Raw genomic sequence first — 24,969 nt, 5'->3', positions numbered from 1 at the left:
AGGCTGGCGCTTTCAGGAAATACGAGTCTTGCCGTTGACAGCCGTGTCAGGTGTTTCTTCAGCGATAGCCGGTGCGGCGCTCGGCAGGTGGCGAGCAATCAGCCCGCGATAGGCCGCAGCGCCCAGGCATGCGCCGACAATCGGAGCGAAAATCGGCACCAGGAAATAAGGAATATCGCGACCGCCAGTAAAGGCCATTTCACCCCAACCGGCGAAAAAGGTCATCAGCTTGGGACCGAAATCCCGTGCCGGGTTCATCGCAAAGCCAGTCAACGGGCCCATGGCGCTGCCGATTACGGCGATCAGCAAACCGATCAGCAGGGGGGCCAGGGGGCCGCGTGGCAGGCCGTTGTTATCATCGGTCAGAGCCATGATCACGCCCATCAGGATGGCGGTGATGACCATCTCCACCAGGAATGCCTGGGCCGTGCTCAGCAGCGCATGGGGATAGGTGGAGAACACCGACGCCAATTCCAGGCTGGCTTGTGAGCCGCGGACCATGTGGTGAGTTTGTTCGTAATCGAAAAACAGATTGCTGTAGAGCGTGTACACCAGGGCGGCGGAGCAAAAGGCGCCGGCGACCTGGGCAAGAATATAGAAGGGCAGTTTGCGCTTTTCAAAATCGGCAAAGATGCACAGGGCGATACTGACCGCCGGGTTGAGGTGAGCCCCGGAAATACCGGCACTCAGGTAGATCGCCATGCTCACGCCGACCCCCCAGATGATACTGATTTCCCACAAGCCAAAGCTCGCACCCGCGACCTTGAGCGCGGCGACGCATCCTGTACCGAAGAAGATCAGCAGCGCGGTGCCCAGGAATTCGGCCATGCATTGGCTCGAAAGTGAAGGCTGTTGAAGAGCAGTTGTCATGGAAAACCTCAATTGTTGTTCTTGTCTTGCGCACGGCCTCAACGGGCAGTTGCGCGATATTCACCACGAGAAGGATCCCCATCCTGGATCGCGGCTTACTGCGGAGTACCAGAGGATTATTCCTACGGTATTCGGAAACGAAAAAATATAGACAAGAATGACCGCTGTCAAAGGTCGAAAGTGAACCATTGGTCATTTCCGAACTATTGGTGTGGTGAATGATCATGGCCAAGGCGCGTTGCTTTTGCGGTGATAGGTCTGTGCTAGAGCGTTTTAGGTAGGCTTGGCCTAGAATTGGCCATCAGTTTGCCCGCCCGGAGCCGTTATGACCCCTGCATTGGACCTGTTGAAAAAAGTTCGCGCCGAACATCGTGTGCATAGTTATGAACATGATCCCAAGGCAGCCTCGTATGGGCTGGAGGCCGCGGAAAAATTGAGCCTGGACCCGGCCCAAGTGTTCAAGACGCTGCTGGCGAGCAGTGAGAAGGGTGAATTGTTGGTGGCGGTTGTGCCGGTCGTCGGAAGTCTGGACTTGAAAGCCCTGGCTCATGCTGCGGGTGTGAAGAAAGTCGAAATGGCTGACCCGGCAGCGGCGCAGCGTTCCACGGGTTATCTGTTGGGCGGCATCAGCCCGCTGGGTCAGAAGAAGCGGCTGCGCACGTTTATCGATGAAACGGCGCAACCCTTTGCAACGATTTTTGTCAGCGCGGGCAGAAGAGGATTGGAAGTTGAATTGCCAGCGGCGGTGTTGGCTGAACACACCCAGGCCAAATTCGCACCGATCGGGCGGGCCTGATATGCATTCTTTGAAGTCTATGAGGATCAAATGTGGGAGCTGGCTTGCCTGCGATAGCATCAACGCGGTGTAACAGATAACCCGAGTTGTCTGCATCGCAGGCAAGCCAGCTCCTACATCCCGACCCGGTTTTATCAGTGAGCGACGCTGTGGCGGCGCACGCCTGACTCAACAGCAGGAATTTGCGCCGCTGTGCTGCCGGATGCCTGGAACACCACCAAATGCTCAGCCGCCACACGAATCCCCACCTCCGCGCCCACTTGGTGATCGGCATGGCTGGGGAAAATCGACTCCAGCTGAGCGCCGGTCGGCAGCTGTAACCGGTACAGCGTTGAGGCGCCGAGGAAGGTCTTGCCGACGATCCGGGCTTTCAACGCGCTGTCCGGCGCATACACGATATCGTCCGGGCGCAGCAGCACGTCCACCGCAGCGCCGGTCGGCAAGGTGTAGGCACGGTTGCCGCGCAGGTCGCCCAGTTCAGTGCTGACCGATTCGGGCGAGTTCAGCCGACCACGGATGAAATACCCTTGGCCGATGAAACTGGCGACGTAAGGCGTCTGCGGTTCGTGATAGAGGTTGTAGGGCGTGTCCCACTGCTCAAGGCGGCCTTCCTTGAAGACCCCGACGTGATCGCTGACGGCGAAGGCCTCTTCCTGATCATGGGTTACCAGGATCGCGCTGGTGCCGCGAGCCTTGAGGATGTCGCGCACTTCATGGCTGAGCTTGCGGCGCAGTTCGCCATCGAGGTTGGAAAAGGGTTCATCCAGCAACAGCAGTTGCGGCTCCGGCGCCAGGGCCCGGGCGAGAGCGACGCGTTGTTGCTGACCACCGGAAAGCTCATGGGGGAAGCGCTTGCCCAGGTTCTTCAAGTTGACCAGTTCCAGCAACTCGGCAACTACGCGCTCTTTTTGCGGGTGCTTGCGAATGCCAAAGGCGATGTTGTCAGCCACGCTCAGGTGCGGGAACAACGCGTAGTCCTGGAACACCATGCCGATACGACGTTTTTCCGGGGCGAGGGTGAAACCGGCACGGGAGATGACTTCGCCCGCCAGGCTGATTTCGCCTTCATGCACCGGTTCAAAGCCAGCAATCGCGCGCAGGGTAGTGGTCTTGCCACACCCTGAAGAGCCGAGCAGGCAACCGATATCGCCGGCGTTGAGGTGCAGGTTGAGGTTCTGCACGACGCGCTGGTCTTGATAACCGCATGCCAGATTGCGCAGGTTCAGCAGTAATGACTGGCTCATGCGTGGTGGTACGACGGTGGTACGAGGAATTCGAGCAAGGCTTTTTGCGCATGCAGGCGGTTCTCGGCCTGATCCCACGCGACTGAGCGCGAATCGTCGAGCAGGTCCTGGCTGATTTCTTCGCCCCGGTGGGCGGGCAGGCAGTGCATGAACAGCACGTCTGGCGCGGCCAGGTCGAGCAACGCACGGGTCACCTGGAACGGCGCGAACTGGGCCAGGCGCTTGGCGGTTTCGTCTTCCTGGCCCATGGAGGTCCAGACGTCGGTGCTGACCAGGTGCGCGCCGACCACTGCGTCTTTCGGATCGCGCAGCAGTTGCACACGGCCATCGGCCTTGGCCATGAACTCGGCGCTGGGCTCGTAGCCTTCAGGGCAGGCGATGCGCAGGTGGAAGTCGAACTGGATCGCCGCTTCTATATAGCTGTTGCACATGTTGTTGCCATCGCCGATCCAGGCCACGGTCTTGCCTTGGATCGAGCCACGGTGCTCGAGGAAGGTTTGCATGTCGGCCAGCAACTGGCAGGGGTGCAGGTCATCGGACAGGCCGTTGATCACGGGCACACGGGAGTTGGCGGCAAATTCGGTCAAGGTGCTGTGGGCGAAGGTACGGATCATCACGGCATCGAGCATGCGCGACATCACGATGGCGCAATCGCTGATCGGCTCACCACGGCCCAATTGGGTGTCGCGCGGTGACAGGAAGATGGCCTGGCCACCCAACTGGATCATGCCGGCTTCGAACGACAGGCGTGTGCGGGTCGAGGACTTTTCGAAAATCATCCCGAGTACCCGGTTTTTCAACGGCTCAAACAGTACACCGCGGTTACGCAGGTCTTTAAGCTCAATGCCTCGACGGATCACGCTGACCAGCTCTTCGGGCGTGCAATCCATCAGGGAGAGAAAGTGCCTTGCGCTCATCATTAACTACCTTTTGCAACAGACCGCAGATACTCAAAGCCTTGTTTATTGCGACAACGGGCGAGACCTGCGGCGAAAGCCGCACGGGGCGACGAAATAGGGGAAGACGCGATATTGACATTAAATGTCGCGTTTTACCAATAGGGCTACGGCTTTAGGGGTGTTCAAGCAGGGCGCTGGCGCGCGTTTGAAGACGAATTCCTGACAGCAGCGAGCCATTTGTACACTGGCGTCCAGGCCTTTTGCAATGCGCGGGGGCGGGCTTGGGCCAGGTCGCGTCGGTTTCAGCGCCTGCTGACAAGGTTTCTGAAACATTTGCTCATGCTTAGCCATGCCCTGGCCTATGCCCGTCGATTCACAACGCGAAGGTTGCTGGCGCGCCAAGTGGTCGCGGCCCATAGTTGAGTCAAAGCCCCTATAAAAGAGACTGGCCATGACCAAGACTCTCCACCACCGTGCCTGCCACCTGTGCGAAGCCATCTGCGGCCTCACCCTGGAAACGACCCAAGCCGAAGACGGTAGCCTGGCGATCAGCTCGATCAAGGGCGACCCTCTGGACAGTTTCAGTCGCGGCCACATCTGCCCCAAGGCGGTGGCCCTACAGGACATCCAGAATGACCCGGACCGCCTGCACCAACCCATGCGGCGGGTGGGCAGCGAATGGCAGCCGATTGGCTGGGATGAAGCCTTTGCCCTAGTGGCCGAGCGGCTTGCGGGTATCCAGACGCGGCATGGGCAGAACGCGGTGGCGGTGTATCAGGGCAACCCAAGCGTGCATAACTATGGGTTGATGACCCACAGCAACTACTTTCTAGGGCTGTTGAAGACGCGCAATCGTTTTTCCGCGACCTCGGTAGACCAACTGCCTCATCACCTCACCAGTCACCTGATGTACGGCCACGGCCTGTTGTTGCCCATACCCGATATCGACCAGACCGACTTCATGTTGATTCTCGGCGGCAACCCGCTGGCTTCCAATGGCAGCATCATGACCGTGCCCGATGTGGAGAAACGCCTCAAGGCCATCCAGGCGCGGGGCGGAAAAGTGGTGGTGGTCGACCCTCGGCGCAGCGAGACGGCAGCCATCGCGGACCAGCATGTGTTCGTACGCCCCGGCGGCGATGCGGCATTGTTGTTTGGGGTGCTCAACACTTTGTTCTCCGAAGGGCTGACACGCGATAGCCATTTGCCGGTGCAAGGCCTGGATGATGTACGCAAGGCGATTACCGGCTTCGATGCCGAGGCCATGAGCCGCCAGTGTGCGGTGCCTGCCGAGCAGATTCGCCAGTTGGCCAGGGACTTCGCCGGCGCTGACAAGGCCGTTTGTTATGGCCGCATGGGGGTCTCGACCCAAGCGTTTGGCACGCTGTGCCATTGGCTGGTGCAACTGATCAACCTGGTGACCGGCAACCTGGACCGTGTCGGCGGCGCGCTCTGCACCAGCCCCGCGGTGGACCTGGTGGCCTCCACCAGCGGCGGCCATTTCAACCGCTGGCAGAGCCGCGTGTCCGGGCGCCCGGAGTACGGCGGAGAACTGCCGGTGTCGGCGCTGGCCGAAGAAATGCTGACCGAGGGTGATGGGCAGATCCGCGCCCTGGTGACGGTGGCCGGCAACCCGGTACTGTCCACGCCTAACGGCCGCCAATTGGAACAAGCCCTGGACGGGTTGGAGTTCATGGTCAGCATCGACCTGTATATCAACGAGACCACGCGTTATGCCGACCTGATCTTGCCGTCCACCTCGGCGCTGGAAAACGATCACTACGACACTACCTTCAATTTGTTCGCGGTACGCAATGTCACACGCTTCAATCGCGCCATCCTGCCCAAGCCTGAGGGTGCATTGCATGACTGGGAGATCTTCGTTGGCTTGGCCAAGGCGTTCGCGGCGCACACTGGCGCGGTGCTCAAGCCCACCCTGCCACCGGCACAGATGATCGACTTTGGCCTGCGTGCGGGTGCCTATGGTGACGCATCCAGTCATAAACTGTCGGTGGCGATGCTGGCGGATCATCCCCATGGGGTCGACCTGGGGCCGCTCAAGCCCAACCTCGCGGCACGTTTGAAAACCGCGGATGGCAAGGTGCAAGCGGCACCGGCCGTGATCCTGGCAGACCTGGCGCGTTTCGCCGCGCAGCCGGTGCCGGTGGCCGACGAACTGCTATTGATTGGCAGGCGGCATGTGCGCAGCAATAATTCCTGGATGCATAACTATCACCGGCTGGTGAAGGGTAAGCCACGCCATCAACTGCTGATGCACCCCGATGATCTGGCTAGCCGTCAGTTGAGCGATGGCCAGCGGGTGCGGGTGAGTTCGCGTATCGGTATGGTCGAGGTGGAAGTAGCGGCCAGCACGGACATGATGCCGGGTGTGGTCAGCCTGCCTCACGGCTGGGGCCACGGTCGTCCGGGCGTGCAGATGAGCATTGCGAGCGGCCAGCCGGGGGCGAGTGCCAATGACTTGACCGACGAGCGGCAATTGGACGAGTTGTCGGGTAATGCGGCGCTCAACGGCGTACCGGTGAAGGTGGCGGCGGCCTGAGCATCCTGCTGGATTTTTGCGTTACAATGCGCCACCGTGCCGACCCGTGAGTCGCAAAGTTCCTGCAGAGGTGTTCCATGGATATCATCGAAACGATCAAAGAGCAGATTGCCAACAACACCATTCTGCTTTACATGAAGGGCGCACCTAACGCGCCTCAATGCGGTTTCTCCGCAAAGGCGTCCCAGGCTGTGATGGCATGTGGCGAGAAGTTCGCTTACGTGGATATCCTGCAAAACCCTGAAATCCGCGCCAACCTGCCAAAGTACGCCAACTGGCCGACTTTCCCGCAGTTGTGGGTAGCCGGTGAGCTGGTTGGCGGTAGCGACATCATCACTGAAATGGCAGCTGATGGTTCGCTGCAAGCGCTGATCAAGGACGCAGCGGAAAAAGCAGCGGCCAAGACTGACGCCTAATTGGCTAGCAATAAAAAGCCCCGCTTCTCACAAGAGAGCGGGGCTTTTTTTGAGCTTTTCTGTAGGAGCGAGCTTGCTCGCGAAGGTCGCCCAGGCAACGCGTTAAATCAGATGCGCTGCGTGATCGTTGACGTTCTTCGCGAGCAAGCTCGCTCCTACAGTGATAACAAACGCAGTTATTCGCCCATCTGCGATTGCAGGTAATTCTCCAGGCTGACCTTGTCGATCAGGCCCAACTGGGTTTCAAGCCAGTCGATATGCTCTTCCTGATCTTCCAGGATATCTTCCAACAATTCACGGCTGCCGAAATCGCCCTTGGTTTCGCAGTGAGCGATACCAGCCTTCAGGTCGCTGTGGCTCTTGCGCTCAAAGCCCAGGTCGCTGCTGATCATTTCCTGGGTGTGCTCGCCGATGTTCAGCTTGCCCAGGTCCTGCACGTTCGGCAGGCCTTCCAGGAACAGGATGCGCTTGATCAGCGCGTCGGCGTCCTTCATGGCCTTGATCGATTCTTTGTATTCACGCTTGCCGAGCTTTTCCAGGCCCCAGTCGTCGTACATGCGCGCATGCAGGAAGTACTGATTGATCGCGACCAGTTCATTGGCAAGGATTTTGTTGAGTTGCTGGATGACTGAGATGTCGCCTTTCATGACTGGGGTCCTGCCCTGTAATAGCTGTGTATAGGGCGGAGTCTGAGCGGTGAAAATCCTAGTGTCAAACCTAAGTTATTGAATAATAAATGAAAATTAATCGGAATAAGAATGTTTGTGTTCCGCGTCTTGGCGCTAACTAATTGAATTACAGGCATAAAAAAACCGGACACAAGGTCCGGTTCTTTAAAACATGCCTATCAGGCGTGTGTAAATTCTGTCGAGTAGGGGAGTGCGGCCTGGGCTGTTTGCAGCTGCGTCAGGGTTTCCCGTACCACTTGCTTGGCCAGGCAAGCACATTTGCCGCACTGGCTGGCAACGCCGGTGGTTTCACGCACTTCTTTGTAGCTGCAGCAACCTTCATAGATTGTTTCGCGGATTTGTCCGTCGGTGACGCCAGTGCAGAGGCAGACATACATAAGTGAGAACCGTCGCGGGTTTATGGCTTAAGTGCGATGGATCTTAATGTTAACGAGAATGATTGTCAAAATAGTTTCAGCAGCAATCCGGGGGGAATTGCCCGTGCGCTGACGAACGGTTTTTTCGGTGTATGATGGTCGGTCTTCACGAAGCGTGATTGCGTCATATTTCTGTCTGTTTCCACAGGCAGACTCGACCGGTCCTTTTACTTCAATCGTCACCCCTATATCAGGAGATATCCAATGAGCGTACTCGTCGGTAAACAAGCCCCGGATTTCGACGTACCAGCCGTCCTCGGCAATGGCGAAATCGTAGACAGCTTCAAGCTGTCTGAAGCCATCAAAGGCAAATACGGCCTGGTGTTCTTCTACCCGCTGGACTTCACCTTCGTCTGCCCTTCAGAGCTGATCGCCCTGGACCACCGCATGGACGATTTCAAAGCGCGCAATGTTGAAGTGGTCGCGGTTTCCATCGACTCCCATTTCACCCACAACGCCTGGCGCAACACCGCCATCAACGACGGCGGCATTGGCAAAGTCAAATACACCATGGCTGCCGACATGAAGCACGACATCGCCAAGGCCTACGACGTTGAGTCCGAAGGCGGCGTGGCGTTCCGTGGCGCGTTCCTGATCGACGACAAGGGCGTTGTGCGCTCGCAGATCATCAACGACCTGCCGCTGGGCCGTAACATGGAAGAGCTGATCCGCCTGGTCGACGCGCTGCAATTCCACGAAGAGCACGGCGAAGTCTGCCCTGCCAACTGGAAAAAAGGCGACAAAGGCATGAACGCTTCGCCAGAAGGCGTTGCGGCTTACCTGACCGAGAACGCTGGCAAGCTGTAAGCCAACGTCACGGTACAAAAAAACCGGCCTGAAAAGGCCGGTTTTTTTATGCGTGGGATTTGCCTTCAGTCGTTGAAGTCTTCCCAGCCGCCCATCTGTTTCCACCGATTGACGATGCCGCAGAACAGCTCGGCGGTCTTCTCGGTGTCGTAGCGGGCCGAGTGGGCTTCACGCCCGTCAAAGTCGATACCGGCCGCCTGGCAGGCTTTGGCCAGAACGGTCTGACCGTAGGCCAGGCCGGCAAGCGTTGCGGTGTCGAAACTGGAGAACGGATGAAACGGGTTGCGCTTCATGTCCAGCCGCGCCACGGCGGCGTTCAGGAAGCCCAGGTCGAAACTGCTGTTGTGGCCGACCAGAATCGCACGTTTGCAGCCATTGGCCTTCAACGCCTTGCGCACGCCACGGAAGATATCGGTCAGCGCCGCTTCTTCACTTACCGCCATACGAAGTGGGTGGTCGAGCTTGATCCCGGTGAATTCCAGGGCAGCGGCTTCGATATTGGCGCCTTCAAACGGCTCGACGCGGAAGAAATGGGTGTGTTCCGGGTACACAAAGCCCTGTTCGTCCATGCCGATGGTGGTTGCGGCGATTTCCAGCAAGGCGTCGGTGGCGCAGTTGAAACCACCGGTTTCTACGTCGATGACAACCGGCAGATAACCGCGAAAACGCTCGGCCATCGGATGGCGCGAGCCGCCACCGCCGTGCTCTTGTTCGTCGTCGTAATGGTCTTCACTCACTTGCTTTCCTCCAGCAGGCGCCAGCGCAGTTTCTCACCGGCGCGCAGCGGGATAACGGTCAGCTCGCCAAACGGCAGGCTGGCAGGGGCGGTCCAGTCTTCACGGACCAGGGTAATGCGGTCGGTATTCGCCGGCAGGCCGTAGAAACGCGGGCCGTTGAGGCTGGCGAAACCTTCGAGTTTGTCCAGCGCGTTACGCTGTTCGAAAGCTTCGGCGTACAACTCGATGGCGGCAAACGCGGTGTAGCAGCCGGCGCAGCCGCATGCGGCTTCCTTGGCGTGCTGGGCATGTGGCGCAGAGTCGGTGCCGAGGAAGAACTTCGGGCTGCCGCTGGTGGCGGCATCCAGCAGTGCCACCTGGTGGGTATTGCGCTTGAGGATAGGCAGGCAATAGAAATGCGGCCGAATCCCGCCCACCAGCATGTGGTTGCGGTTGTAGAGCAGGTGATGAGCGGTGATGGTCGCGCCAACGTTGGCCGACGCTTCGCTGACGAACTGCACCGCATCGGCGGTGGTGATGTGTTCAAACACCACTTTGAGCGTAGGGAACAACTCGACCACACGACGCATGTGTTCATCGATGAAGATTTTTTCGCGATCGAACACATCCACGTCGCCACGAGTGACTTCCCCGTGGATCAGCAATGGCATGCCGACCTCCGCCATGGCTTCGATCGCCGGCAGGATCTTGTCGATACTGGTTACACCGGAATCGGAGTTGGTGGTCGCACCTGCCGGGTACAGCTTGGCGGCGTGCACATAACCGCTGGCCTTGGCTTCACGAATTTCTTCAGGCTGGGTGCGGTCGGTCAGGTAGAGCACCATCAACGGTTCGAAGCGGCTGCCGGCCGGTCGTGCAGCGAGGATGCGCTGGCGATAGGCGTCGGCTTCTGCGGCATTGCGCACCGGAGGTACCAGGTTAGGCATGATGATGGCACGGCCAAACGTGCGGGCCACATCGGCCACGGTTTGGGGTAACGCAGCACCATCGCGAAGATGAATATGCCAGTCGTCGGGACGCAGCAGGGTCAGGCGGTCGGACATTGGGGATTCCAGGCGGGTCAATCTGGTGGGAATGCTACCGGAAAAGACTCTTGCAGGCACTCGCTATCAAGTTTTGCCGGATGCTACCGATATCTCCGGGTATGCCTTAACGATGTATGACGCTTTGAAGTGTTGTAGAAACCAGTGGAGCCTCCCGTGCGCCAGTATTATCTAGCCCTGCTCAGTGTGTTCGCCAGCCTGCCTGCGGCGGCCCTCACGTTCCAGACACGTCTGGAGAATATTGAGTGGAAGGTAGAGGGCGATCAGTTCGAGTGCCGCCTGACCCAGCCGATCACCGATTTCGGTTCCGGTGAGTTCGTGCGCCGGGCCGGCGAGCAGGCAACGTTTCGTCTGAAAACCTATGGCGGCACCCTCGGCGCCGGCTCGGCAACCTTATTGGCCGCGGCCGCGCCGTGGCAGCCGGGCCGAGGTGATATCAACCTTGGGGCCGTGCGTGTCGGCAGCGGCGACGTCCTGTTCAATAGCTCCCAGGCCCAGGCCGGCCGCCTGTTCACGGGTTTGCTTGAAGGGCGCAGCCCGACCGTGCGGCATTACGGACGTCAAGGCGGCTACTCGGAAATTCGCCTGCTGCCTGTGAAGTTCAACAAGGCGTACAACGATTATCAGGTGTGCACCACCAAGCTGCTGCCCATGAATTACGACCAGGTCAAACAGACTGAAGTGGGCTTCCCCGGTGGTGGTATTGAGCTGGACGCGGCGGCCAAGAAGAAGTTGTCGGTGATCCTGGCATTCATGAAAGCCGATCCCACGGTCAATCATGTCGAGTTGAACGGTCATTCCGACAACAGTGGCAATCGCCTGACCAACCGTGACGTCTCACGGCGCCGCGCCCTGGCGGTGATGGACTACTTCAAGGCCAACGGCATTCAGGAATCGCAAATCACGATGCGCTTCCATGGCGAAAGCTACCCCTTGGCGCCCAACACTAATGCCACCAACCGTGCGCGTAACCGCCGTGTAAATATTCAGCTTGAGCGGGTGGCTACCCCAGAGAAACCGGCGCCTCAGGCCACTGCGCCGAGCAACCCGGCGGCTACCTCATAAGAGGCGACCATCGGTCGCCCACTCGACATAATCTGTCGCTTTATCTTCATTTGCTGTCGCGCCCCTGTAATTTCACGGTTTTGATCGGTAGAATCGTCGCCTTTCCGTACAACCCCGTGGAGTGATGGCATGGCCGACGTAAACAAGGTCGTTCTCGCGTATTCCGGCGGCCTGGACACTTCGGTGATCCTCAAGTGGCTGCAGGATACTTATAACTGTGAAGTGGTGACCTTCACCGCTGACCTGGGTCAGGGTGAAGAGGTCGAACCTGCACGTGCCAAGGCGCAAGCCATGGGCGTGAAAGAGATCTACATTGACGACCTGCGCGAAGAGTTCGTCCGCGATTTCGTTTTCCCGATGTTTCGCGCCAACACTGTCTACGAAGGTGAGTACCTGCTGGGTACCTCCATCGCACGTCCGCTGATCGCCAAGCGCCTGATCGAGATCGCCAACGAAACGGGCGCCGACGCCATTTCTCACGGCGCCACCGGCAAGGGCAACGACCAGGTACGTTTCGAACTGGGTGCCTACGCACTCAAGCCAGGCGTTAAAGTCATTGCGCCGTGGCGTGAATGGGACCTGCTGTCCCGTGAAAAGCTGATGGATTACGCTGAAAAGCACGCTATTCCGATCGAGCGCCATGGCAAGAAGAAGTCGCCGTACTCGATGGACGCCAACCTGCTGCACATTTCCTATGAAGGCGGCGTGCTGGAAGACACCTGGACCGAGCACGAAGAAGATATGTGGAAATGGACGGTCTCCCCGGAGAACGCTCCAGACAAGGCGCAGTACCTGGAACTGACTTACCGCAACGGCGACATCGTTGCGCTGGACGGCGTTGAAATGACCCCGGCCACCGTACTGGCGACCCTGAACCGTATCGGCGGTCAGCATGGTATCGGCCGTCTCGACATCGTCGAGAACCGTTATGTGGGCATGAAGTCTCGCGGTTGCTACGAAACCCCGGGCGGCACCATCATGCTGCGTGCCCACCGCGCCATCGAGTCCATCACCCTGGACCGTGAAGTCGCCCACCTTAAAGACGAGCTAATGCCCAAGTATGCCAGCCTGATCTACACCGGTTACTGGTGGAGCCCTGAGCGTCTGATGCTGCAACAGATGATCGACGCCTCCCAGGCTCACGTGAACGGTGTCGTGCGCCTGAAGCTGTACAAGGGCAACGTGATCGTCACCGGCCGCAAGTCCGATGAGTCGCTGTTCGACTCCAACATCGCCACCTTCGAAGAAGACGGCGGCGCCTACAATCAGGCGGACGCGGCAGGCTTCATCAAGTTGAACGCACTGCGCATGCGCATTGCTGCCAACAAGGGCCGCTCGTTGTTCTGAACCGTGCGCCCGTCGTGAAAAATGGCCCCTTTTGCAAGGGGTCATTTTTTTTGCCTGGATTTTAGATGCGGCGCTGTTTATTAGCGTTTAGCGTGTGTTTAAGGATTTTTCCGTAACTTGCGCAATTATTATCCAGTTTATCTTTATGTTTTTAAGGTTGAATGATTTTTTACATCTGAGGGGGAACTATATCTGACAGAAAATTCACTCATGTAGCTGCAATGGATATGTGAGTTGTTGAATTTTCTGTAGGAATTATGGAAGTGTCGAAATATGTTAAATGGAACTAATGCGGATAGTTTTTTCGGGGCGGTTTGCTGGCGCCATTGCGACAAACAAGGGGTATTTCCTGAAAGACTTGTGCGGCACGTTTACTTTCACGGGCTGATGGTCATGATCTTTCACTCAAAATATGTACGCGTCGAGAAAGGTCTGAAAGCAACCATAAAGCTCTATGCATCTAAGTTGGCGAATTTTTGTAGGCTAATTCCTATCTTCTTGTGGGTTGGGTCTCTGCCTGCTCTTGCTCGGGGGGGAATGCTATGCCAACTAGTAATCGACTAGGCTATTGTGTTTGCTCTAAATAATTCGAACAGCGAAATTGGACTTTCTCATGAATAAAGTGCTGATCGTGGATGATCATCCCGTCATTCGTCTTGCTGTGCGCATGCTAATGGAGCGTCATGGTTATGAGGTCGTTGCCGAGACTGATAACGGTGTCGATGCGTTGCAACTTGCACGGGAACATATGCCGGATATTGTGATACTGGATATCGGAATCCCCAAGCTCGACGGCCTGGAAGTTATTTGTCGGCTGGCTTCGACCAAGCAAGCCGTCTCGTTCAAGGTGCTGGTGCTGACGTCCCAGGCGCCTGGCCATTTTTCCATGCGCTGCATGCAGGCGGGTGCCGCCGGCTATGTGTGCAAGCAGCAGGATCTGACAGAGTTGCTCAGTGCCATCAAGGCGGTGCTTTCCGGCTATAGCTATTTCCCGAACCAGGCGCTCAACTCAGTGCGGTCAACCATGGGCAATGCCAGTGAAGCCGACATGGTCGAACGCTTATCGGGACGGGAGATGATGGTGCTGCAGCAACTGGCCCGTGGCAAAACCAACAAGGAAATTGCCGATGGCATGTTCCTCAGCAACAAAACCGTCAGTACCTACAAGACGCGCTTGCTGCTCAAGCTCAATGCCAGGTCCCTCGTGGACCTGATCGAACTGGCCCAGCGCAACGGCTTGGTCTAGGAGGATATTGCCCCCCTTGAATACCCGTGTAACCGGCAGAAAAAAGCCTCCGTCAGGGAGGCTTCCGGCCGTCAACGGCTCGATCAGAGATCGAAGTCGTAATCGGCCAGCTGTTTTTGCAAGCGTCGCTCTTCCAGAAGATTGTCGATAGTGCGGCGTTTGCTTAAATTGGTCTTGGCCACCTCTGCCACAGGTGCCTCTACCACATCGTCATCCGACTCAACGAGGTCGTCTTCCACTTCCAGTTGTTCGTTGCCAGCGCTCATAAGGTTAACTCCAGGCTAAGACTGCCGTTGGGGCTCCTTATAGCGATAATCCGCGAACGGGTAAAAAAGATTTTTTCAATCGTCTGATCACAAAAACCAATGATCGCTCAATCGTCGGAGGTCTTGTCCTTGTATTCGCACAAGTCTTCGATACGGCAGCTGCCGCAGCGCGGCTTGCGGGCCTGGCAAACGTAGCGTCCGTGCAGGATCAGCCAATGGTGGGAGTCGAGCAGATAGGGCTTGGGCACGAACTTCATCAATTGCTTTTCCACCTCAACCACATTCTTGCCCCGTGCAATGCCGGTTCGGTTGCTGACGCGGAAAATGTGCGTGTCCACCGCCATGGTCAACTGCCGAAACGCGGTATTGAGCACCACGTTTGCCGTTTTGCGGCCCACGCCAGGCAAGGCTTCGAGGGCTTCGCGGGTTTGTGGTACCTCGCCTCCATGCAGCTCCAACAGCAGGCGGCACGTTTCGATCACATTCTTGGCCTTGCTGTTATACAGGCCGATGGTCTTGATGTATTCGGACAGGCCTTCCACACCCAGAGCGTAAATCGCGGCGGGTGTATTGGCCACGGGGTACAGCTTCGCCGTGGCCTTGTTAACGCCAACGTCCGTGGATTGAGCCGAAAGGATCACCGCAATCAGTAATTCGAACGGTGAGGAGTAGGCCAGTTCGGTTTTCGGTTCCGGATTGTCTTCGTGAAACCTACGGAAGATTTCCAGGCGTTTTGCGGCATTCATAGGGACAGACGTTTCCTTGCAGGCGGTCGGCGTGATGTTAGTAATACACAGCGCAGTGGGTCAGCCGTTGGCCTCGGCATCTTGCAGCGTTTGCTCGGCGTCATTCAATGCAGCTTTCAAGGTTGCCAATTGATGCTCGTCAGCATGGTGATCCTGAGCCTTTTTCAACGCTGCACGGCGCATGGCCAGCTGGATTTTTGCGCGCTTGAACTCGGCGCTTTTAGTGGTCGTCTTTGGTGGCTGCGGTGAGCTGTTGGCCTCCAGTGCGGCAAGCGCCTGCTCGGATGCCTCGAACTGTCGCTGCAGCATAATCAATTGCGACTGTTGCTCAAAGGTCGGCGGATGCCCAAACGCTTTCAAGGATTTGTGCAACTGAGCGCGACTCATGGCGACGCTGCTTTTGGCCTGCTTGATCGCAGCGTCCTGAGCGGCCTGAGTGTTATCGACCGGTGCAACCTCCATCGGCGCTGCGCGCTTGGCTCGTGCCAGTCGTTCGGCGAGCTTGCAGGCTTCTTCACGTTGCAGGCGGGCGTTACGTTGTTCGAAGCGTCGCCGCGCCCGGTTGCGTTTGAGGTCGCGTGCACGCCGTTCATCATCGTTGCTGGCCAAGTCACCGACGATAGGCACAACGTCAGCAAGCGGGCGCATCTCGATACAGTCGACAGGGCAGGGCGCAACACACAGGTCGCAACCTGTGCACTCGTCGACAATCACGGTGTGCATCAACTTGGCGGCACCCACAATGGCGTCCACCGGGCAGGCCTGGATGCATTTGGTACAGCCGATGCATTCGGCTTCGCGGATATAGGCGACTTGCGCAGGCGCATCTCCACGGCTGGTGTCCAGCTCCAGTACCGGCAGGCGCAGCAGTTGCGCGAGCCCGGCAATGGTATCCTGCCCACCGGGCGGGCACTTGTTGATGGCTTCGCCTTTAGCGATGCCTTCTGCGTAAGGCTTGCAACCCGGGTGCCCGCACTTGCCGCATTGAGTCTGCGGCAGCAGCGCGTCGATACGTTGAATGAGGTTCATGCTGTGATCATAGCGTGGACGCCCGGCCCTGGGAGGAGGGCAAGCTGAGAAGCCCCGCCGTAGCAACAGCGGGGCATTTTGCAGAGGTTACTTGATGCGTTGACCCGGCTTGGCACCGCTGTCCGGGCTCAGCAGGTAGATTTCTTCGCCGCCAGGGCCCGCCGCCATCACCATGCCTTCGGAAATGCCGAACTTCATTTTCCGTGGCTTGAGGTTGGCGATCATCATGGTCAGGCGGCCATCGAGCTTGGACGGGTCCGGGTAAGCGCTCTTGATGCCGGAGAACACGTTGCGCTGTTCGTCACCGATATCCAGCGTCAGGCGCAGCAGCTTGTCGGCACCTTCCACGGCTTCGGCCTTGATGATCAGCGCCACACGCAGGTCTACGGCGGCAAAGGCGTCGAAATCGATTTCCGGGGAAATCGGGTCCTTGGCCAGCTCGCCATTGCCCGCCGGCGTGGATTGGCCGGTATCAGTCTGGCTGGCGACCAGGTCTTCTTTCGAAGCGTCGGTCATTGCCTGGACTTTCACCGGGTCAATTCGGGTCATCAAGGGCTTGAACGCGTTCAACTGATGATTGCCGAGCAAGGTGGTGTGATCGTTCCAGCTCAACGGCGGTACGTTGAGGAACGCCTCGGCATCGGCGGCCAGCAATGGCAGCACCGGCTTGAGGAAGATCACCAACTGACGGAACAGGTTGACTCCGGTGGCGCAGATCGCCTGGACTTCAGCTTCCTTGCCTTCCTGCTTGTTCAGTGACCACGGCGCCTTGTCGGCGATCCAGGCGTTGGCGCGGTCGGCCAGGCCCATGATCTCGCGCATGGCGCGGGCAAAGTCGCGGGCTTCATAAGCGTCGGCGATGCTCGGCGCGGCGGCCAGGAAGGCGTCGGTCAGTTCCGGTGCGGCGTTCTCGGCTACCAGTACACCGGCGTTGCCCTTGTGGATAAACCCGGCGCAACGGCTGGCGATGTTGACGACTTTACCCACCAGGTCCGAGTTGACCTTCTGTACGAAGTCTTCCAGGTTCAGGTCCAGGTCGTCGACGCCACGGCCCAGCTTGGACGCGTAGTAATAGCGCAGGTATTCCGGCGACAGGTGGTCCAGGTAGGTGCGCGCCTTGATAAAGGTGCCACGGGACTTGGACATTTTCTGGCCGTTGACCGTCAGGTAGCCGTGCACGGCAATACCGGTCGGCTTGCGATAGCCCGAGCCTTCAAGCATCGCTGGCCAGAACAGCGCGTGGAAGTTGACGATGTCCTTGCCGATGAAGTGGTACAGCTCGGCGGTGGAGTCCTTGCCCCAGAACGCGTCGAAGTCCAGCTCCGGGGTGCGGTCGCACAGGTTCTTGAAGCTGGCCATGTAGCCGATCGGCGCGTCCAGCCAAACATAGAAATACTTGCCCGGCTCGCCCGGAATCTCGAAGCCGAAGTACGGCGCGTCGCGGGAGATGTCCCACTGCTGCAGGCCACTGTCGAGCCATTCGGAGAGTTTGTTGGCCACGGCGTCCTGCAAGGTGCCGCTGCGCGTCCAGGTTTGCAGCATTTGCTGGAAATCCGGGAGCTTGAAGAAGAAGTGCTGCGAGTCCTTGAGCACCGGAGTGGCGCCGGAGATCGCTGACTTGGGATCCTTCAAGTCGGTCGGTGCGTAGGTCGCGCCGCATTTTTCGCAGTTGTCGCCGTACTGGTCTTCGGTGCCGCATTTCGGGCAGGTGCCCTTGATGAAGCGGTCGGCCAGGAACATCTTCTTTTCCGGGTCGAAATACTGGGTCACCGAACGTTGGTCGATGTGTCCGGCTTCTTTCAGCCGCAGGTAGATCTGGCTCGACAGCTCGCGGTTTTCGTCCGAGTGGGTCGAATGGAAGTTATCGAAGTCCACCAGAAACTCGGCAAAGTCGGCGCTGTGTTCAGCCTGCACATTGGCGATCAGTTGTTCCGGGGTGATGCCTTCCTTTTCGGCGCGCAACATGATGGCCGAACCGTGGGCGTCGTCCGCGCAGACATAAATGCATTGATTGCCGCGATGCTTCTGGAAGCGCACCCACATATCGGTCTGGATGTACTCAAGCATATGGCCAAGATGGATCGAACCATTGGCATAGGGCAGGGCGCTGGTAACGAGGATCTTGCGTGGCTCGGACATGGGGCTCGGCTACTTGATGAAACGGAGGTCGGCCACTATAAAGCGCCGGGAAATTTATTTCACCCCGTGACGCTGTTTCAGTATCTTGCGCAGCTTCGAAAGCATGCCGTTCGGCGGCTGGAACGGTTAGGATAGCCGCCTGTTTCAGTCAGTCTTTTTTCGGGAGTAGCCCATGAGCGCCGTCAATCGCGCAGCGGTGGAAGCCGTTCTTCGCCAGTACACCGACCCTTATTTGAACCAGGACCCGGTCAGTGCCGGTTGTGTGCGTGCCATCGAGGTCCAGGGCGACCAAGTGTCGGTGCAGTTGCAACTGGGTTATGCCGCGGGTTTGTTCAAAAGCGGTTGGGCGCAGATGTTGCAAATGGCCATCGAGGGCTTGGACGGCGTGGGTTCGGCCAAGGTCGATATCCAATGTGTGATCGCGCCGCACAAGGCCCAGGCGCAGATCCCGGGCCTGGCCAACGTCAAGAACGTGGTGGCGGTGGCGTCCGGCAAGGGCGGTGTGGGTAAATCGACCACGGCGGCCAACCTGGCCCTGGCCCTGGCACGGGAAGGCGCGCGCGTGGGCATCCTCGATGCCGACATCTACGGGCCGAGCCAGGGCGTGATGTTCGGCATCGCCGAAGGCACGCGGCCGAAGGTGAAGGATCAAAAATGGTTTGTGCCCATCGAGTCGCTGGGTGTGGAAGTGATGTCCATGGCGTTTCTCACCGATGACAACACGCCGATGGTCTGGCGCGGGCCGATGGTCTCCGGTGCGTTGCTGCAACTGGTCACACAAACGGCTTGGGGCGACCTCGACTACCTGGTGATCGACATGCCGCCAGGCACCGGCGACATTCAGTTGACCCTTGCGCAGAAAGTTCCGGTGGCCGGTGCAGTGATTGTCACCACGCCTCAGGACCTGGCGCTGCTCGACGCCAGGAAAGGTGTGGAGATGTTCCGCAAGGTCAACATCCCGGTGCTGGGTGTTGTGGAAAACATGGCGGTGCACATCTGTTCCAACTGCGGGCATGCCGAGCATCTGTTCGGTGAAGGTGGGGGCGAGAAGCTCGCTACCCAGTATGGCGTTGAACTGTTGGCATCGTTGCCATTGGCGATGGAGATTCGCGAGCAGGCCGATGGTGGCAAACCTACCGTAGCGGCAGAGGCTGATGGGCAGATCGCGATGATCTATCAGGAATTGGCCCGTCACGTCGGTGCGCGGATTGTTTTGCAGGAAGCGACGACGCCGGCGATGCCGACCATTACCGTGAGCGACGATTGATTAGGCTTTAACGGTTACGTGAAAAGCCTGACGATCCGTGGTGCTCTCAGGTTTTTCGCGAGCGAGCTCGCCCCTACAGGTGGGGCGCCAATAGGGCTTGCTGCTACTTTGCGTAATGCGCGTGTAAGCATTCGCTTACTTTTCCGTAAGTGTTTGGTTTTTTTAGCGGTTACGTACGTCTTGAATCGACGAAGCTATTATCTAAGCTTTTGAAAAATAAAGATTATTTTAATTCTGGCGAGCGGAAAAGTTTGTCAGCCCGCCGTGGGGATCGCGTTGAACTTCTCTGGGAACGCTCTAACATCAGCCCTGTGTCCACGGATTGGCACAGCCATCAAGGAACGATGGTTTGAAGGAACGTCGCAGGATGCGATTCATCAGGATGATGAAAAGGAATACAGGGACTAGGGAAAAAATGTGGGCGGGTCATACCGCCCCTTTTTTTTGCCTGTAGAAAAGTGAATGCAGGCACCCGAACGCAAAAAAGGCCCTCAAGGGGCCTTTTTTTGTTGGGCAGCGGCGCTTTAGCGCTCTAGTTGCTCAATTTTGTTGGGCTTGCCATCCCATTCAGCGGCATCCGGCATCGGATCTTTGCGCTCGGTGATGTTTGGCCACACTTCGGCCAGCTCGACGTTCAATTGAATGAATTGCTCCATGCCCGCAGGCACTTCGTCCTCGGAGAAAATCGCGACGGCCGGGCATTCTGGTTCACACAGGGCGCAGTCGATGCACTCATCCGGGTGGATAACCAGGAAATTCGGGCCTTCGTAGAAGCAGTCCACCGGACAGACTTCTACGCAGTCGGTGTACTTGCACTTGATGCAGTTGTCGGTGACGACGAAGGTCATTTCTAATTTTCTCCTCAGGCGGCGGCAGCGAAACCCCTTGTGGTGGGGTTCGCGAGGTTTGAGAGCGATAGTCTGCGGACCAGGCTAAAAGCCCGCAGCATCCCAAACCGCGCGAGATTCTATCAGCTTGCAAGCGTCTGCGTTATATCCGAGTCTTCAGTGCATATAACATTTCGAGCGCTTTACGCGGCGTCAAGTCATCCAGGTCAAGTTTTGCCAACTCATCCAGCACTGGATGGGGCAAACTGGCGAACATATCGCTCTGGTGCGGCGCGGCAGGTTTCTTGCTGGCCTTAGCAGGGCTGGCGACCACGGTTTCATGGGGCAGCGCCGTTGTTTCCAGGCGGCTGAGGTGTTCGCGGGCACGGGTGATCACCTCGTTCGGCACACCGGCCAACTGCGCCACGGCCAGACCATAACTCTGGCTCGCCGGCCCTGGCAGCACATGGTGCAGGAACACGATGCGCTCGTTGTGCTCGGTGGCATTGAGATGCACGTTGGCCACCAGCGGCTCGCTTTCCGGCAACACCGTCAGCTCGAAGTAGTGCGTGGCGAACAGCGTGTACGCACGCAGATGCGCCAAGCGTTCGGCCGCGGCCCAGGCCAGGGACAGGCCGTCGAAGGTGCTGGTGCCGCGGCCCACTTCGTCCATCAGCACCAGGCTGCGTTCGGTGGCGTTGTGCAGAATGTTGGCGGTTTCGCTCATTTCCACCATAAAGGTCGAACGGCCGCCGGCCAGGTCATCGCTGGAGCCGATCCGCGTGAAAATGCGGTCTACCAGGGACAATTCGCAACTGGCTGCCGGTACGAAGCTGCCGATATGCGCCAACAACACGATAAGCGCGGTCTGGCGCATGTAAGTGGATTTACCACCCATGTTCGGACCGGTGATCACCAACATGCGGGTATCGTCGTCCAGCGACAGGTCATTGGCGACGAACGGCGTGGTCAGCACCTGCTCTACCACCGGGTGACGACCTTGCACGATACGCATGCACGGTTCGCTGACAAACCGTGGGCAATTGAGGTCCAGGTTCAGCGCACGTTCGGCGAGGTTGCTCAATACATCCAGCTCCGCCAGGGCGGCGGCGGTGTCTTGCAACGGCGCCAGGCGGCTGATCAAGTCCTCGAGCAAGGCTTCGTAGAGCATTTTTTCCCGCGCCAGGGCGCGGCTTTTGGCTGACAGCGCCTTGTCTTCGAACTCTTTGAGCTCAGGGGTGATAAAACGCTCGGCGCCTTTGAGGGTCTGGCGACGTTGATAGTCGATAGGCGCCGACTCGGCCTGCTTGCTCGGCAGCTCGATAAAGTAGCCATGCACGCGGTTGTAGCCGACCTTCAGGTTGGCCAGGCCCGTACGGGCTTTTTCGCGGGCTTCCAGGTCGATCAGGAACTGCCCGGCGTTTTCGCTCAGGGATTGCAGCTCATCCAGCTCGCTGTCGTAGCCGGTTTTCAACACGCCGCCGTCACGAATGATCGCCGGCGGGTTGTCGATAATGGCCTTTTCCAGCAGCGCCGCGAGGTCCGGGTAAGTGCCAGCGGTGACGGCAAGCTGTTGCAGGTGCGGCGTGTCCAGTTCGGTCATCGCGACTTGCAGCTGCGGCAGGGCGCTCAAGGCATCGCGCAGGCGCGCCAAGTCGCGGGGCCGCGCATTGCGCAGGCCGATCCGCGCCAGGATGCGCTCGATATCGCCAATCTCTTTCAGTTGCGGCTGCAGTTTTTCAAAGCGATAGCCGTCGAGCAGGCAGGTAATGGAAGACTGGCGCGCTTGCAGCACCGTCAAATCCCGCAGCGGACGGTTCAACCAACGGGTCAGCAAACGGCTGCCCATCGCGGTCTGGCAACGGTCCACCACCGATTGCAGGGTGTTATCACGCCCACCGGCCAGGTTGGTGTCCAGTTCCAGGTTGCGACGGCTGGCGCCATCGAGCACCACGGTATCGTCCAGACGCTCATGGCGCAGGCTGCGCAAGTGAGGCAGAGCAGTGCGCTGGGTTTCCTTGGCGTAGCTGAGCAAGCAGCCTGCGGCACCGATGGCCAGGGTCAGGGTTTCGCAACCGAAGCCTTTAAGGTCCTGCACCGAGAACTGCTGGCACAGACTTTTCAGCGCAGAGTCGCGCTCGAAATCCCACGGTGCACGACGCTTGGTCCCACGACGTTTCTCTGCCGGCAAGTCCTTGGGCCAATCATCCGGAATCAACAACTCCACCGGATTGATACGCTCAAGTTCCGCCAACAGGTTCTCCCAGCCCTTGATCTCCAGCACGCTGAAGTTGCCGCTGGTGATATCCAGCACCGACAGGCCGAACAAACGCTCATCGCCCAACACCGCCGCAATCAGGTTGTCGCGACGCTCATCCAGCAACGCCTCATCACTCACCGTGCCCGGCGTAATAATGCGTACTACCTGACGCTCCACCGGCCCTTTACTGGTGGCCGGGTCGCCGATCTGCTCACAGATCACCACCGACTCACCCAGCTTCACCAGCTTGACCAGGTAGCCTTCCAACGAGTGGTAAGGAATCCCACACATCGGAATCGACTGCCCCGCCGACTGCCCGCGCGCGGTCAGGGTGATGTCCAGCAGCTTGGCGGCCTTCTTCGCGTCTTCATAGAAGATCTCGTAGAAGTCGCCCATGCGATAGAACATCAACTGATCAGGGTGCTGGTTTTTCAGGCGCCAGTACTGCTGCATCATCGGGGTGTGGGAGGACAGATCGGAAATTGCTTTATTCATCAGTGGCTTAGAGTGTCTCGTCGAATTGGTGGGGGCAAAAAAGGGGCATTTTAGCATCCACTTTTTGGGCACGGTGCCATCAAGCTGCTCGTCATTTTCCAAGAGGCCGCGCTATGATGCCTTAAGTACATCCCTTGGCCCATTTTTTCAATGGAAGCATTTGCCCTGGTGACTGTCTTTCAGCCCGACCTAGGGAAGCGTCTATAAAATAAAGGATTATCATGGCTATACCAGCACCTAGAAAACCGATCAGTCGCACGCTGCAGCTGAAGCCAATTCAGTTTTCTGAGCTCAAAGATGGCAACGATACAACCTTATCTGGCTTGATGGCTGTATTGGCCGGCGAGCTTCCCACCGTCGGGTCACGGACTGATACGACGGGTGTAACACTCGCTGATATGAGTGTGATACCTAATCAATGTACATTTTTTAATAACTATCAAGACCTGGGTGATGACACCTGTCTGTTTGAGATTTGGACATACGAGCCTGGCACGATTCCGCATACGCTTACACCTGACCCTAGCCTAGAAAATGCTGTGGTTGATACGGTTGCATTGGAAGTCGATGAGGAAGGTAAAACTAAAGAGTTTATCCATATTTCTCATGTGTTGGCATTTGGGCGCTGCGCCATAATTGAAAGTACGCGCAGTACCGGCGGTGTCCATAATATTCAGCGTTATTTGAATAAAATGGCGCGTGGAATAGGACTTGGTAGAAGAGGTAACTTCTTCTTTACTGATGCTGTTTCAAGTAGTTTGTCTAAAGAGATTGATCGTGCTGGTGGCGCGAGTGGATTTACCGTTGGCGTAACCAGCGTGGATCCTAATAGCAAAAGTGAATTGCTGGGGGTTCTTTCTGGTGTTCGTGGTTATATGCCCTCGTCGGGAATTTTGACAGTTGATTGGAAATCCAAGGATAAGCTCCCTACGGATAAGGTCATCAAGGCATACGACGAAGCGCAGCAGCAAGAAGAGGTAGAGACTGTTATAATTCATTTGAATGACGGATCTTCCATTCGTGGATTGTCCAAGTTTAAGATCAAGAAGACTGTGCATGTGGACGACGTCGGTGGGAAAAATCCGGATCGTGCCGAACTTGCACACAAGATGGTGCTCTATCTAGAGGAACTTTGCACTCCCGGTAAGGATGGAAAAAGGATTTTGGACGAATCTGGAGGGCTGGCAGATAATGAAATATTTATACCTAATTCCCGAAGAAGTAAGAAACGCGAAGCTGGTAAGTGATGAGCTGGGAGAGGTGGCGCGTTCGGGTTCTAGTAACACTGCCTATTTGTGCTGGAATGCTTTGGTCTTAGTAGTAGGTGGTGTGCCAGGATACTTTGGTGCTTCCTTCGTTGATGATAATTTACTCAATGCTATTATTGCGTTTAGCGGTGTGATAATTGGGTTTGTGATTACAGCGATGCTTTTTTCTGGGCGTAGCCAATATTTGACTAAGATGACTTATGAGCAAACGTTGTTGTATGCTCAGAAGACTAGATACATGCTCATGTCTCAAATTAATACGTTGTTCTCGTTTTTGATGTGTTTGCTGTTTTGTATTTTGACTATGGTTTCTAGTAAAAGTGGTTTTTTGCATCAGCCCACAGCGGTAGCGTTTTCGGCCGGTTTTTTTGTACTAGGTTGTTATCGGGTTTTGTTGTTGCCTTTCCAAATTTATGATGTTCACTCGTTTGCTCTAGATAATTTGATCGCTGATTCAAATGAGAGCACGACAACTGATGTTAAGTCAAAAACGGCAGAAAGATTAAGGCTTTTGAAGCGATAATAACTGTTCAAAAA

23 protein-coding genes are annotated in these 24,969 nt (G+C 57.4%); 10 read left to right on the top strand and 13 right to left on the bottom strand.

What is annotated here, in order from left to right:
* Positions 1 to 12 precede the first annotated feature (12 nt).
* A complete protein-coding gene (locus tag HU730_RS06945) occupies positions 13 to 870 on the bottom strand; it encodes an MIP/aquaporin family protein (RefSeq protein WP_014717136.1) in 858 nt (285 codons plus the stop codon).
* A 325-nt stretch (positions 871 to 1,195) separates the two neighbouring features.
* Between HU730_RS06945 and ybaK the strand changes: the two genes are divergently transcribed.
* Entirely contained in the window at positions 1,196 to 1,666 is a 471-nt protein-coding gene (ybaK, locus tag HU730_RS06940; RefSeq protein WP_014717137.1) for a Cys-tRNA(Pro) deacylase, read from the top strand.
* Between the two features lie 134 nt (positions 1,667 to 1,800).
* On the opposite strand, the gene HU730_RS06935 is transcribed toward ybaK, so the two are convergent.
* Both HU730_RS06935 and argF read right to left on the bottom strand, forming a co-directional pair.
* A complete protein-coding gene (locus tag HU730_RS06935) occupies positions 1,801 to 2,910 on the bottom strand; it encodes an ABC transporter ATP-binding protein (RefSeq protein ID WP_034126462.1) in 1,110 nt (369 codons plus the stop codon).
* Entirely contained in the window at positions 2,907 to 3,827 is a 921-nt protein-coding gene (argF, locus tag HU730_RS06930; protein WP_034126463.1) for an ornithine carbamoyltransferase, read from the bottom strand. The genes HU730_RS06935 and argF overlap by 4 nt, the downstream gene beginning before the upstream one ends.
* 433 nt (positions 3,828 to 4,260) lie before the next feature.
* On the opposite strand from argF, the gene HU730_RS06925 reads away from it, so the two are divergent.
* Both HU730_RS06925 and grxD read left to right on the top strand, forming a co-directional pair.
* On the top strand, positions 4,261 to 6,369 hold the full coding sequence (locus tag HU730_RS06925; RefSeq protein WP_186526481.1) for a molybdopterin oxidoreductase family protein: 2,109 nt from the start codon (positions 4,261 to 4,263) through the stop codon (positions 6,367 to 6,369).
* 77 nt (positions 6,370 to 6,446) lie between these two features.
* Positions 6,447 to 6,785, top strand: a complete 339-nt coding sequence (gene grxD / locus HU730_RS06920) for a Grx4 family monothiol glutaredoxin (RefSeq protein WP_034126465.1) — start codon at positions 6,447 to 6,449, stop codon at positions 6,783 to 6,785.
* A gap of 176 nt (positions 6,786 to 6,961) precedes the next feature.
* Here the strand turns inward: grxD and bfr are convergent, their stop codons facing one another.
* Both bfr and HU730_RS06910 read right to left on the bottom strand, forming a co-directional pair.
* The gene (gene bfr, locus HU730_RS06915) at positions 6,962 to 7,432 is read right to left on the bottom strand and encodes a bacterioferritin (RefSeq protein WP_054898039.1); all 471 of its coding nucleotides are present in this window, start codon (positions 7,430 to 7,432) and stop codon (positions 6,962 to 6,964) included.
* Positions 7,433 to 7,632: 200 nt separating this feature from the next.
* Entirely contained in the window at positions 7,633 to 7,851 is a 219-nt protein-coding gene (locus HU730_RS06910) for a bacterioferritin-associated ferredoxin (protein WP_186526482.1), read from the bottom strand.
* A gap of 243 nt (positions 7,852 to 8,094) precedes the next feature.
* On the opposite strand from HU730_RS06910, the gene HU730_RS06905 reads away from it, so the two are divergent.
* Entirely contained in the window at positions 8,095 to 8,697 is a 603-nt protein-coding gene (locus HU730_RS06905; protein WP_003172097.1) for a peroxiredoxin, read from the top strand.
* Between the two features lie 65 nt (positions 8,698 to 8,762).
* Here the strand turns inward: HU730_RS06905 and rnt are convergent, their stop codons facing one another.
* Together rnt and pyrC are read right to left on the bottom strand one after the other, a co-directional pair.
* The gene (rnt, locus tag HU730_RS06900) at positions 8,763 to 9,434 is read right to left on the bottom strand and encodes a ribonuclease T (protein ID WP_003188980.1); all 672 of its coding nucleotides are present in this window, start codon (positions 9,432 to 9,434) and stop codon (positions 8,763 to 8,765) included.
* Positions 9,431 to 10,477, bottom strand: coding sequence for a dihydroorotase (pyrC, locus tag HU730_RS06895; RefSeq protein ID WP_186526483.1), 1,047 nt, complete (start codon positions 10,475 to 10,477; stop codon positions 9,431 to 9,433). Before pyrC ends, rnt begins: the two co-directional genes overlap by 4 nt.
* Before the next feature lie 156 nt (positions 10,478 to 10,633).
* On the opposite strand from pyrC, the gene HU730_RS06890 reads away from it, so the two are divergent.
* The 3 genes from HU730_RS06890 (at position 10,634) to HU730_RS06880 (ending at position 14,135) form a co-directional block, all read left to right on the top strand.
* Entirely contained in the window at positions 10,634 to 11,542 is a 909-nt protein-coding gene (locus HU730_RS06890; protein ID WP_034126467.1) for an OmpA family protein, read from the top strand.
* Between the two features lie 129 nt (positions 11,543 to 11,671).
* Positions 11,672 to 12,889 carry an argininosuccinate synthase gene (locus HU730_RS06885; RefSeq protein ID WP_003188984.1) on the top strand — a complete coding sequence of 406 codons (1,218 nt, stop codon included), beginning with the start codon at positions 11,672 to 11,674 and terminating at the stop codon, positions 12,887 to 12,889.
* A 613-nt stretch (positions 12,890 to 13,502) separates the two neighbouring features.
* Positions 13,503 to 14,135 carry a response regulator transcription factor gene (locus HU730_RS06880; protein WP_003188986.1) on the top strand — a complete coding sequence of 211 codons (633 nt, stop codon included), beginning with the start codon at positions 13,503 to 13,505 and terminating at the stop codon, positions 14,133 to 14,135.
* Between the two features lie 83 nt (positions 14,136 to 14,218).
* On the opposite strand, the gene HU730_RS06875 is transcribed toward HU730_RS06880, so the two are convergent.
* From HU730_RS06875 to metG, 4 genes are all read right to left on the bottom strand, one after another.
* Positions 14,219 to 14,401 (bottom strand): hypothetical protein, encoded by a 183-nt coding sequence (locus HU730_RS06875; RefSeq protein WP_014717144.1) that lies wholly within the window; start codon positions 14,399 to 14,401, stop codon positions 14,219 to 14,221.
* 107 nt (positions 14,402 to 14,508) lie between these two features.
* Positions 14,509 to 15,147, bottom strand: a complete 639-nt coding sequence (gene nth, locus HU730_RS06870) for an endonuclease III (RefSeq protein WP_003188989.1) — start codon at positions 15,145 to 15,147, stop codon at positions 14,509 to 14,511.
* Between the two features lie 60 nt (positions 15,148 to 15,207).
* Positions 15,208 to 16,176, bottom strand: coding sequence for an electron transport complex subunit RsxB (gene rsxB / locus HU730_RS06865; protein ID WP_054917769.1), 969 nt, complete (start codon positions 16,174 to 16,176; stop codon positions 15,208 to 15,210).
* Positions 16,177 to 16,263: 87 nt separating this feature from the next.
* Positions 16,264 to 18,315 carry a methionine--tRNA ligase gene (metG, locus tag HU730_RS06860; RefSeq protein ID WP_034126469.1) on the bottom strand — a complete coding sequence of 684 codons (2,052 nt, stop codon included), beginning with the start codon at positions 18,313 to 18,315 and terminating at the stop codon, positions 16,264 to 16,266.
* A gap of 172 nt (positions 18,316 to 18,487) precedes the next feature.
* On the opposite strand from metG, the gene apbC reads away from it, so the two are divergent.
* Entirely contained in the window at positions 18,488 to 19,582 is a 1,095-nt protein-coding gene (apbC, locus tag HU730_RS06855) for an iron-sulfur cluster carrier protein ApbC (RefSeq protein ID WP_034126470.1), read from the top strand.
* 524 nt (positions 19,583 to 20,106) lie between these two features.
* Here the strand turns inward: apbC and fdxA are convergent.
* Together fdxA and mutS are read right to left on the bottom strand one after the other, a co-directional pair.
* Complete coding sequence (fdxA, locus tag HU730_RS06850; protein WP_003172109.1) at positions 20,107 to 20,430, bottom strand: ferredoxin FdxA; 324 nt, start codon at positions 20,428 to 20,430, stop codon at positions 20,107 to 20,109.
* Between the two features lie 142 nt (positions 20,431 to 20,572).
* Positions 20,573 to 23,152 (bottom strand): DNA mismatch repair protein MutS, encoded by a 2,580-nt coding sequence (gene mutS / locus HU730_RS06845; protein WP_161975082.1) that lies wholly within the window; start codon positions 23,150 to 23,152, stop codon positions 20,573 to 20,575.
* 233 nt (positions 23,153 to 23,385) lie between these two features.
* On the opposite strand from mutS, the gene HU730_RS06840 reads away from it, so the two are divergent.
* Entirely contained in the window at positions 23,386 to 24,411 is a 1,026-nt protein-coding gene (locus tag HU730_RS06840; protein WP_186526484.1) for a hypothetical protein, read from the top strand.
* Positions 24,356 to 24,955: a hypothetical protein gene (locus HU730_RS06835; RefSeq protein ID WP_186526485.1), complete on the top strand. Its 600-nt coding sequence runs from the start codon at positions 24,356 to 24,358 to the stop codon at positions 24,953 to 24,955. Before HU730_RS06840 ends, HU730_RS06835 begins: the two co-directional genes overlap by 56 nt.
* The last annotated feature ends 14 nt before the right edge of the window (positions 24,956 to 24,969 follow it).

This window comes from Pseudomonas sp. SWRI22 (genome assembly GCF_014268395.2).
Lineage (GTDB): Bacteria > Pseudomonadota > Gammaproteobacteria > Pseudomonadales > Pseudomonadaceae > Aquipseudomonas > Aquipseudomonas paracarnis.
Note: the sequence above shows the minus strand (reverse complement) of the source record. Positions and strands in the feature narration are given on the sequence as shown.

Bases quoted from the DNA above. Each gene is read 5' to 3' on its own strand.
- HU730_RS06945 (WP_014717136.1), bottom strand. From the start codon at position 870: ATGACAACTGCTCTTCAACAGCCTTCACTTTCGAGCCAATGCATGGCC.
- ybaK (WP_014717137.1), top strand. From the start codon at position 1,196: ATGACCCCTGCATTGGACCTGTTGAAAAAAGTTCGCGCCGAACATCGT.
- HU730_RS06935 (WP_034126462.1), bottom strand. From the start codon at position 2,910: ATGAGCCAGTCATTACTGCTGAACCTGCGCAATCTGGCATGCGGTTAT.
- argF (WP_034126463.1), bottom strand. From the start codon at position 3,827: ATGAGCGCAAGGCACTTTCTCTCCCTGATGGATTGCACGCCCGAAGAG.
- HU730_RS06925 (WP_186526481.1), top strand. From the start codon at position 4,261: ATGACCAAGACTCTCCACCACCGTGCCTGCCACCTGTGCGAAGCCATC.
- grxD (WP_034126465.1), top strand. From the start codon at position 6,447: ATGGATATCATCGAAACGATCAAAGAGCAGATTGCCAACAACACCATT.
- bfr (WP_054898039.1), bottom strand. From the start codon at position 7,432: ATGAAAGGCGACATCTCAGTCATCCAGCAACTCAACAAAATCCTTGCC.
- HU730_RS06910 (WP_186526482.1), bottom strand. From the start codon at position 7,851: ATGTATGTCTGCCTCTGCACTGGCGTCACCGACGGACAAATCCGCGAA.
- HU730_RS06905 (WP_003172097.1), top strand. From the start codon at position 8,095: ATGAGCGTACTCGTCGGTAAACAAGCCCCGGATTTCGACGTACCAGCC.
- pyrC (WP_186526483.1), bottom strand. From the start codon at position 10,477: ATGTCCGACCGCCTGACCCTGCTGCGTCCCGACGACTGGCATATTCAT.
- HU730_RS06885 (WP_003188984.1), top strand. From the start codon at position 11,672: ATGGCCGACGTAAACAAGGTCGTTCTCGCGTATTCCGGCGGCCTGGAC.
- HU730_RS06880 (WP_003188986.1), top strand. From the start codon at position 13,503: ATGAATAAAGTGCTGATCGTGGATGATCATCCCGTCATTCGTCTTGCT.
- HU730_RS06875 (WP_014717144.1), bottom strand. From the start codon at position 14,401: ATGAGCGCTGGCAACGAACAACTGGAAGTGGAAGACGACCTCGTTGAG.
- nth (WP_003188989.1), bottom strand. From the start codon at position 15,147: ATGAATGCCGCAAAACGCCTGGAAATCTTCCGTAGGTTTCACGAAGAC.
- rsxB (WP_054917769.1), bottom strand. From the start codon at position 16,176: ATGAACCTCATTCAACGTATCGACGCGCTGCTGCCGCAGACTCAATGC.
- metG (WP_034126469.1), bottom strand. From the start codon at position 18,315: ATGTCCGAGCCACGCAAGATCCTCGTTACCAGCGCCCTGCCCTATGCC.
- apbC (WP_034126470.1), top strand. From the start codon at position 18,488: ATGAGCGCCGTCAATCGCGCAGCGGTGGAAGCCGTTCTTCGCCAGTAC.
- fdxA (WP_003172109.1), bottom strand. From the start codon at position 20,430: ATGACCTTCGTCGTCACCGACAACTGCATCAAGTGCAAGTACACCGAC.
- HU730_RS06840 (WP_186526484.1), top strand. From the start codon at position 23,386: ATGGCTATACCAGCACCTAGAAAACCGATCAGTCGCACGCTGCAGCTG.
- HU730_RS06835 (WP_186526485.1), top strand. From the start codon at position 24,356: ATGAAATATTTATACCTAATTCCCGAAGAAGTAAGAAACGCGAAGCTG.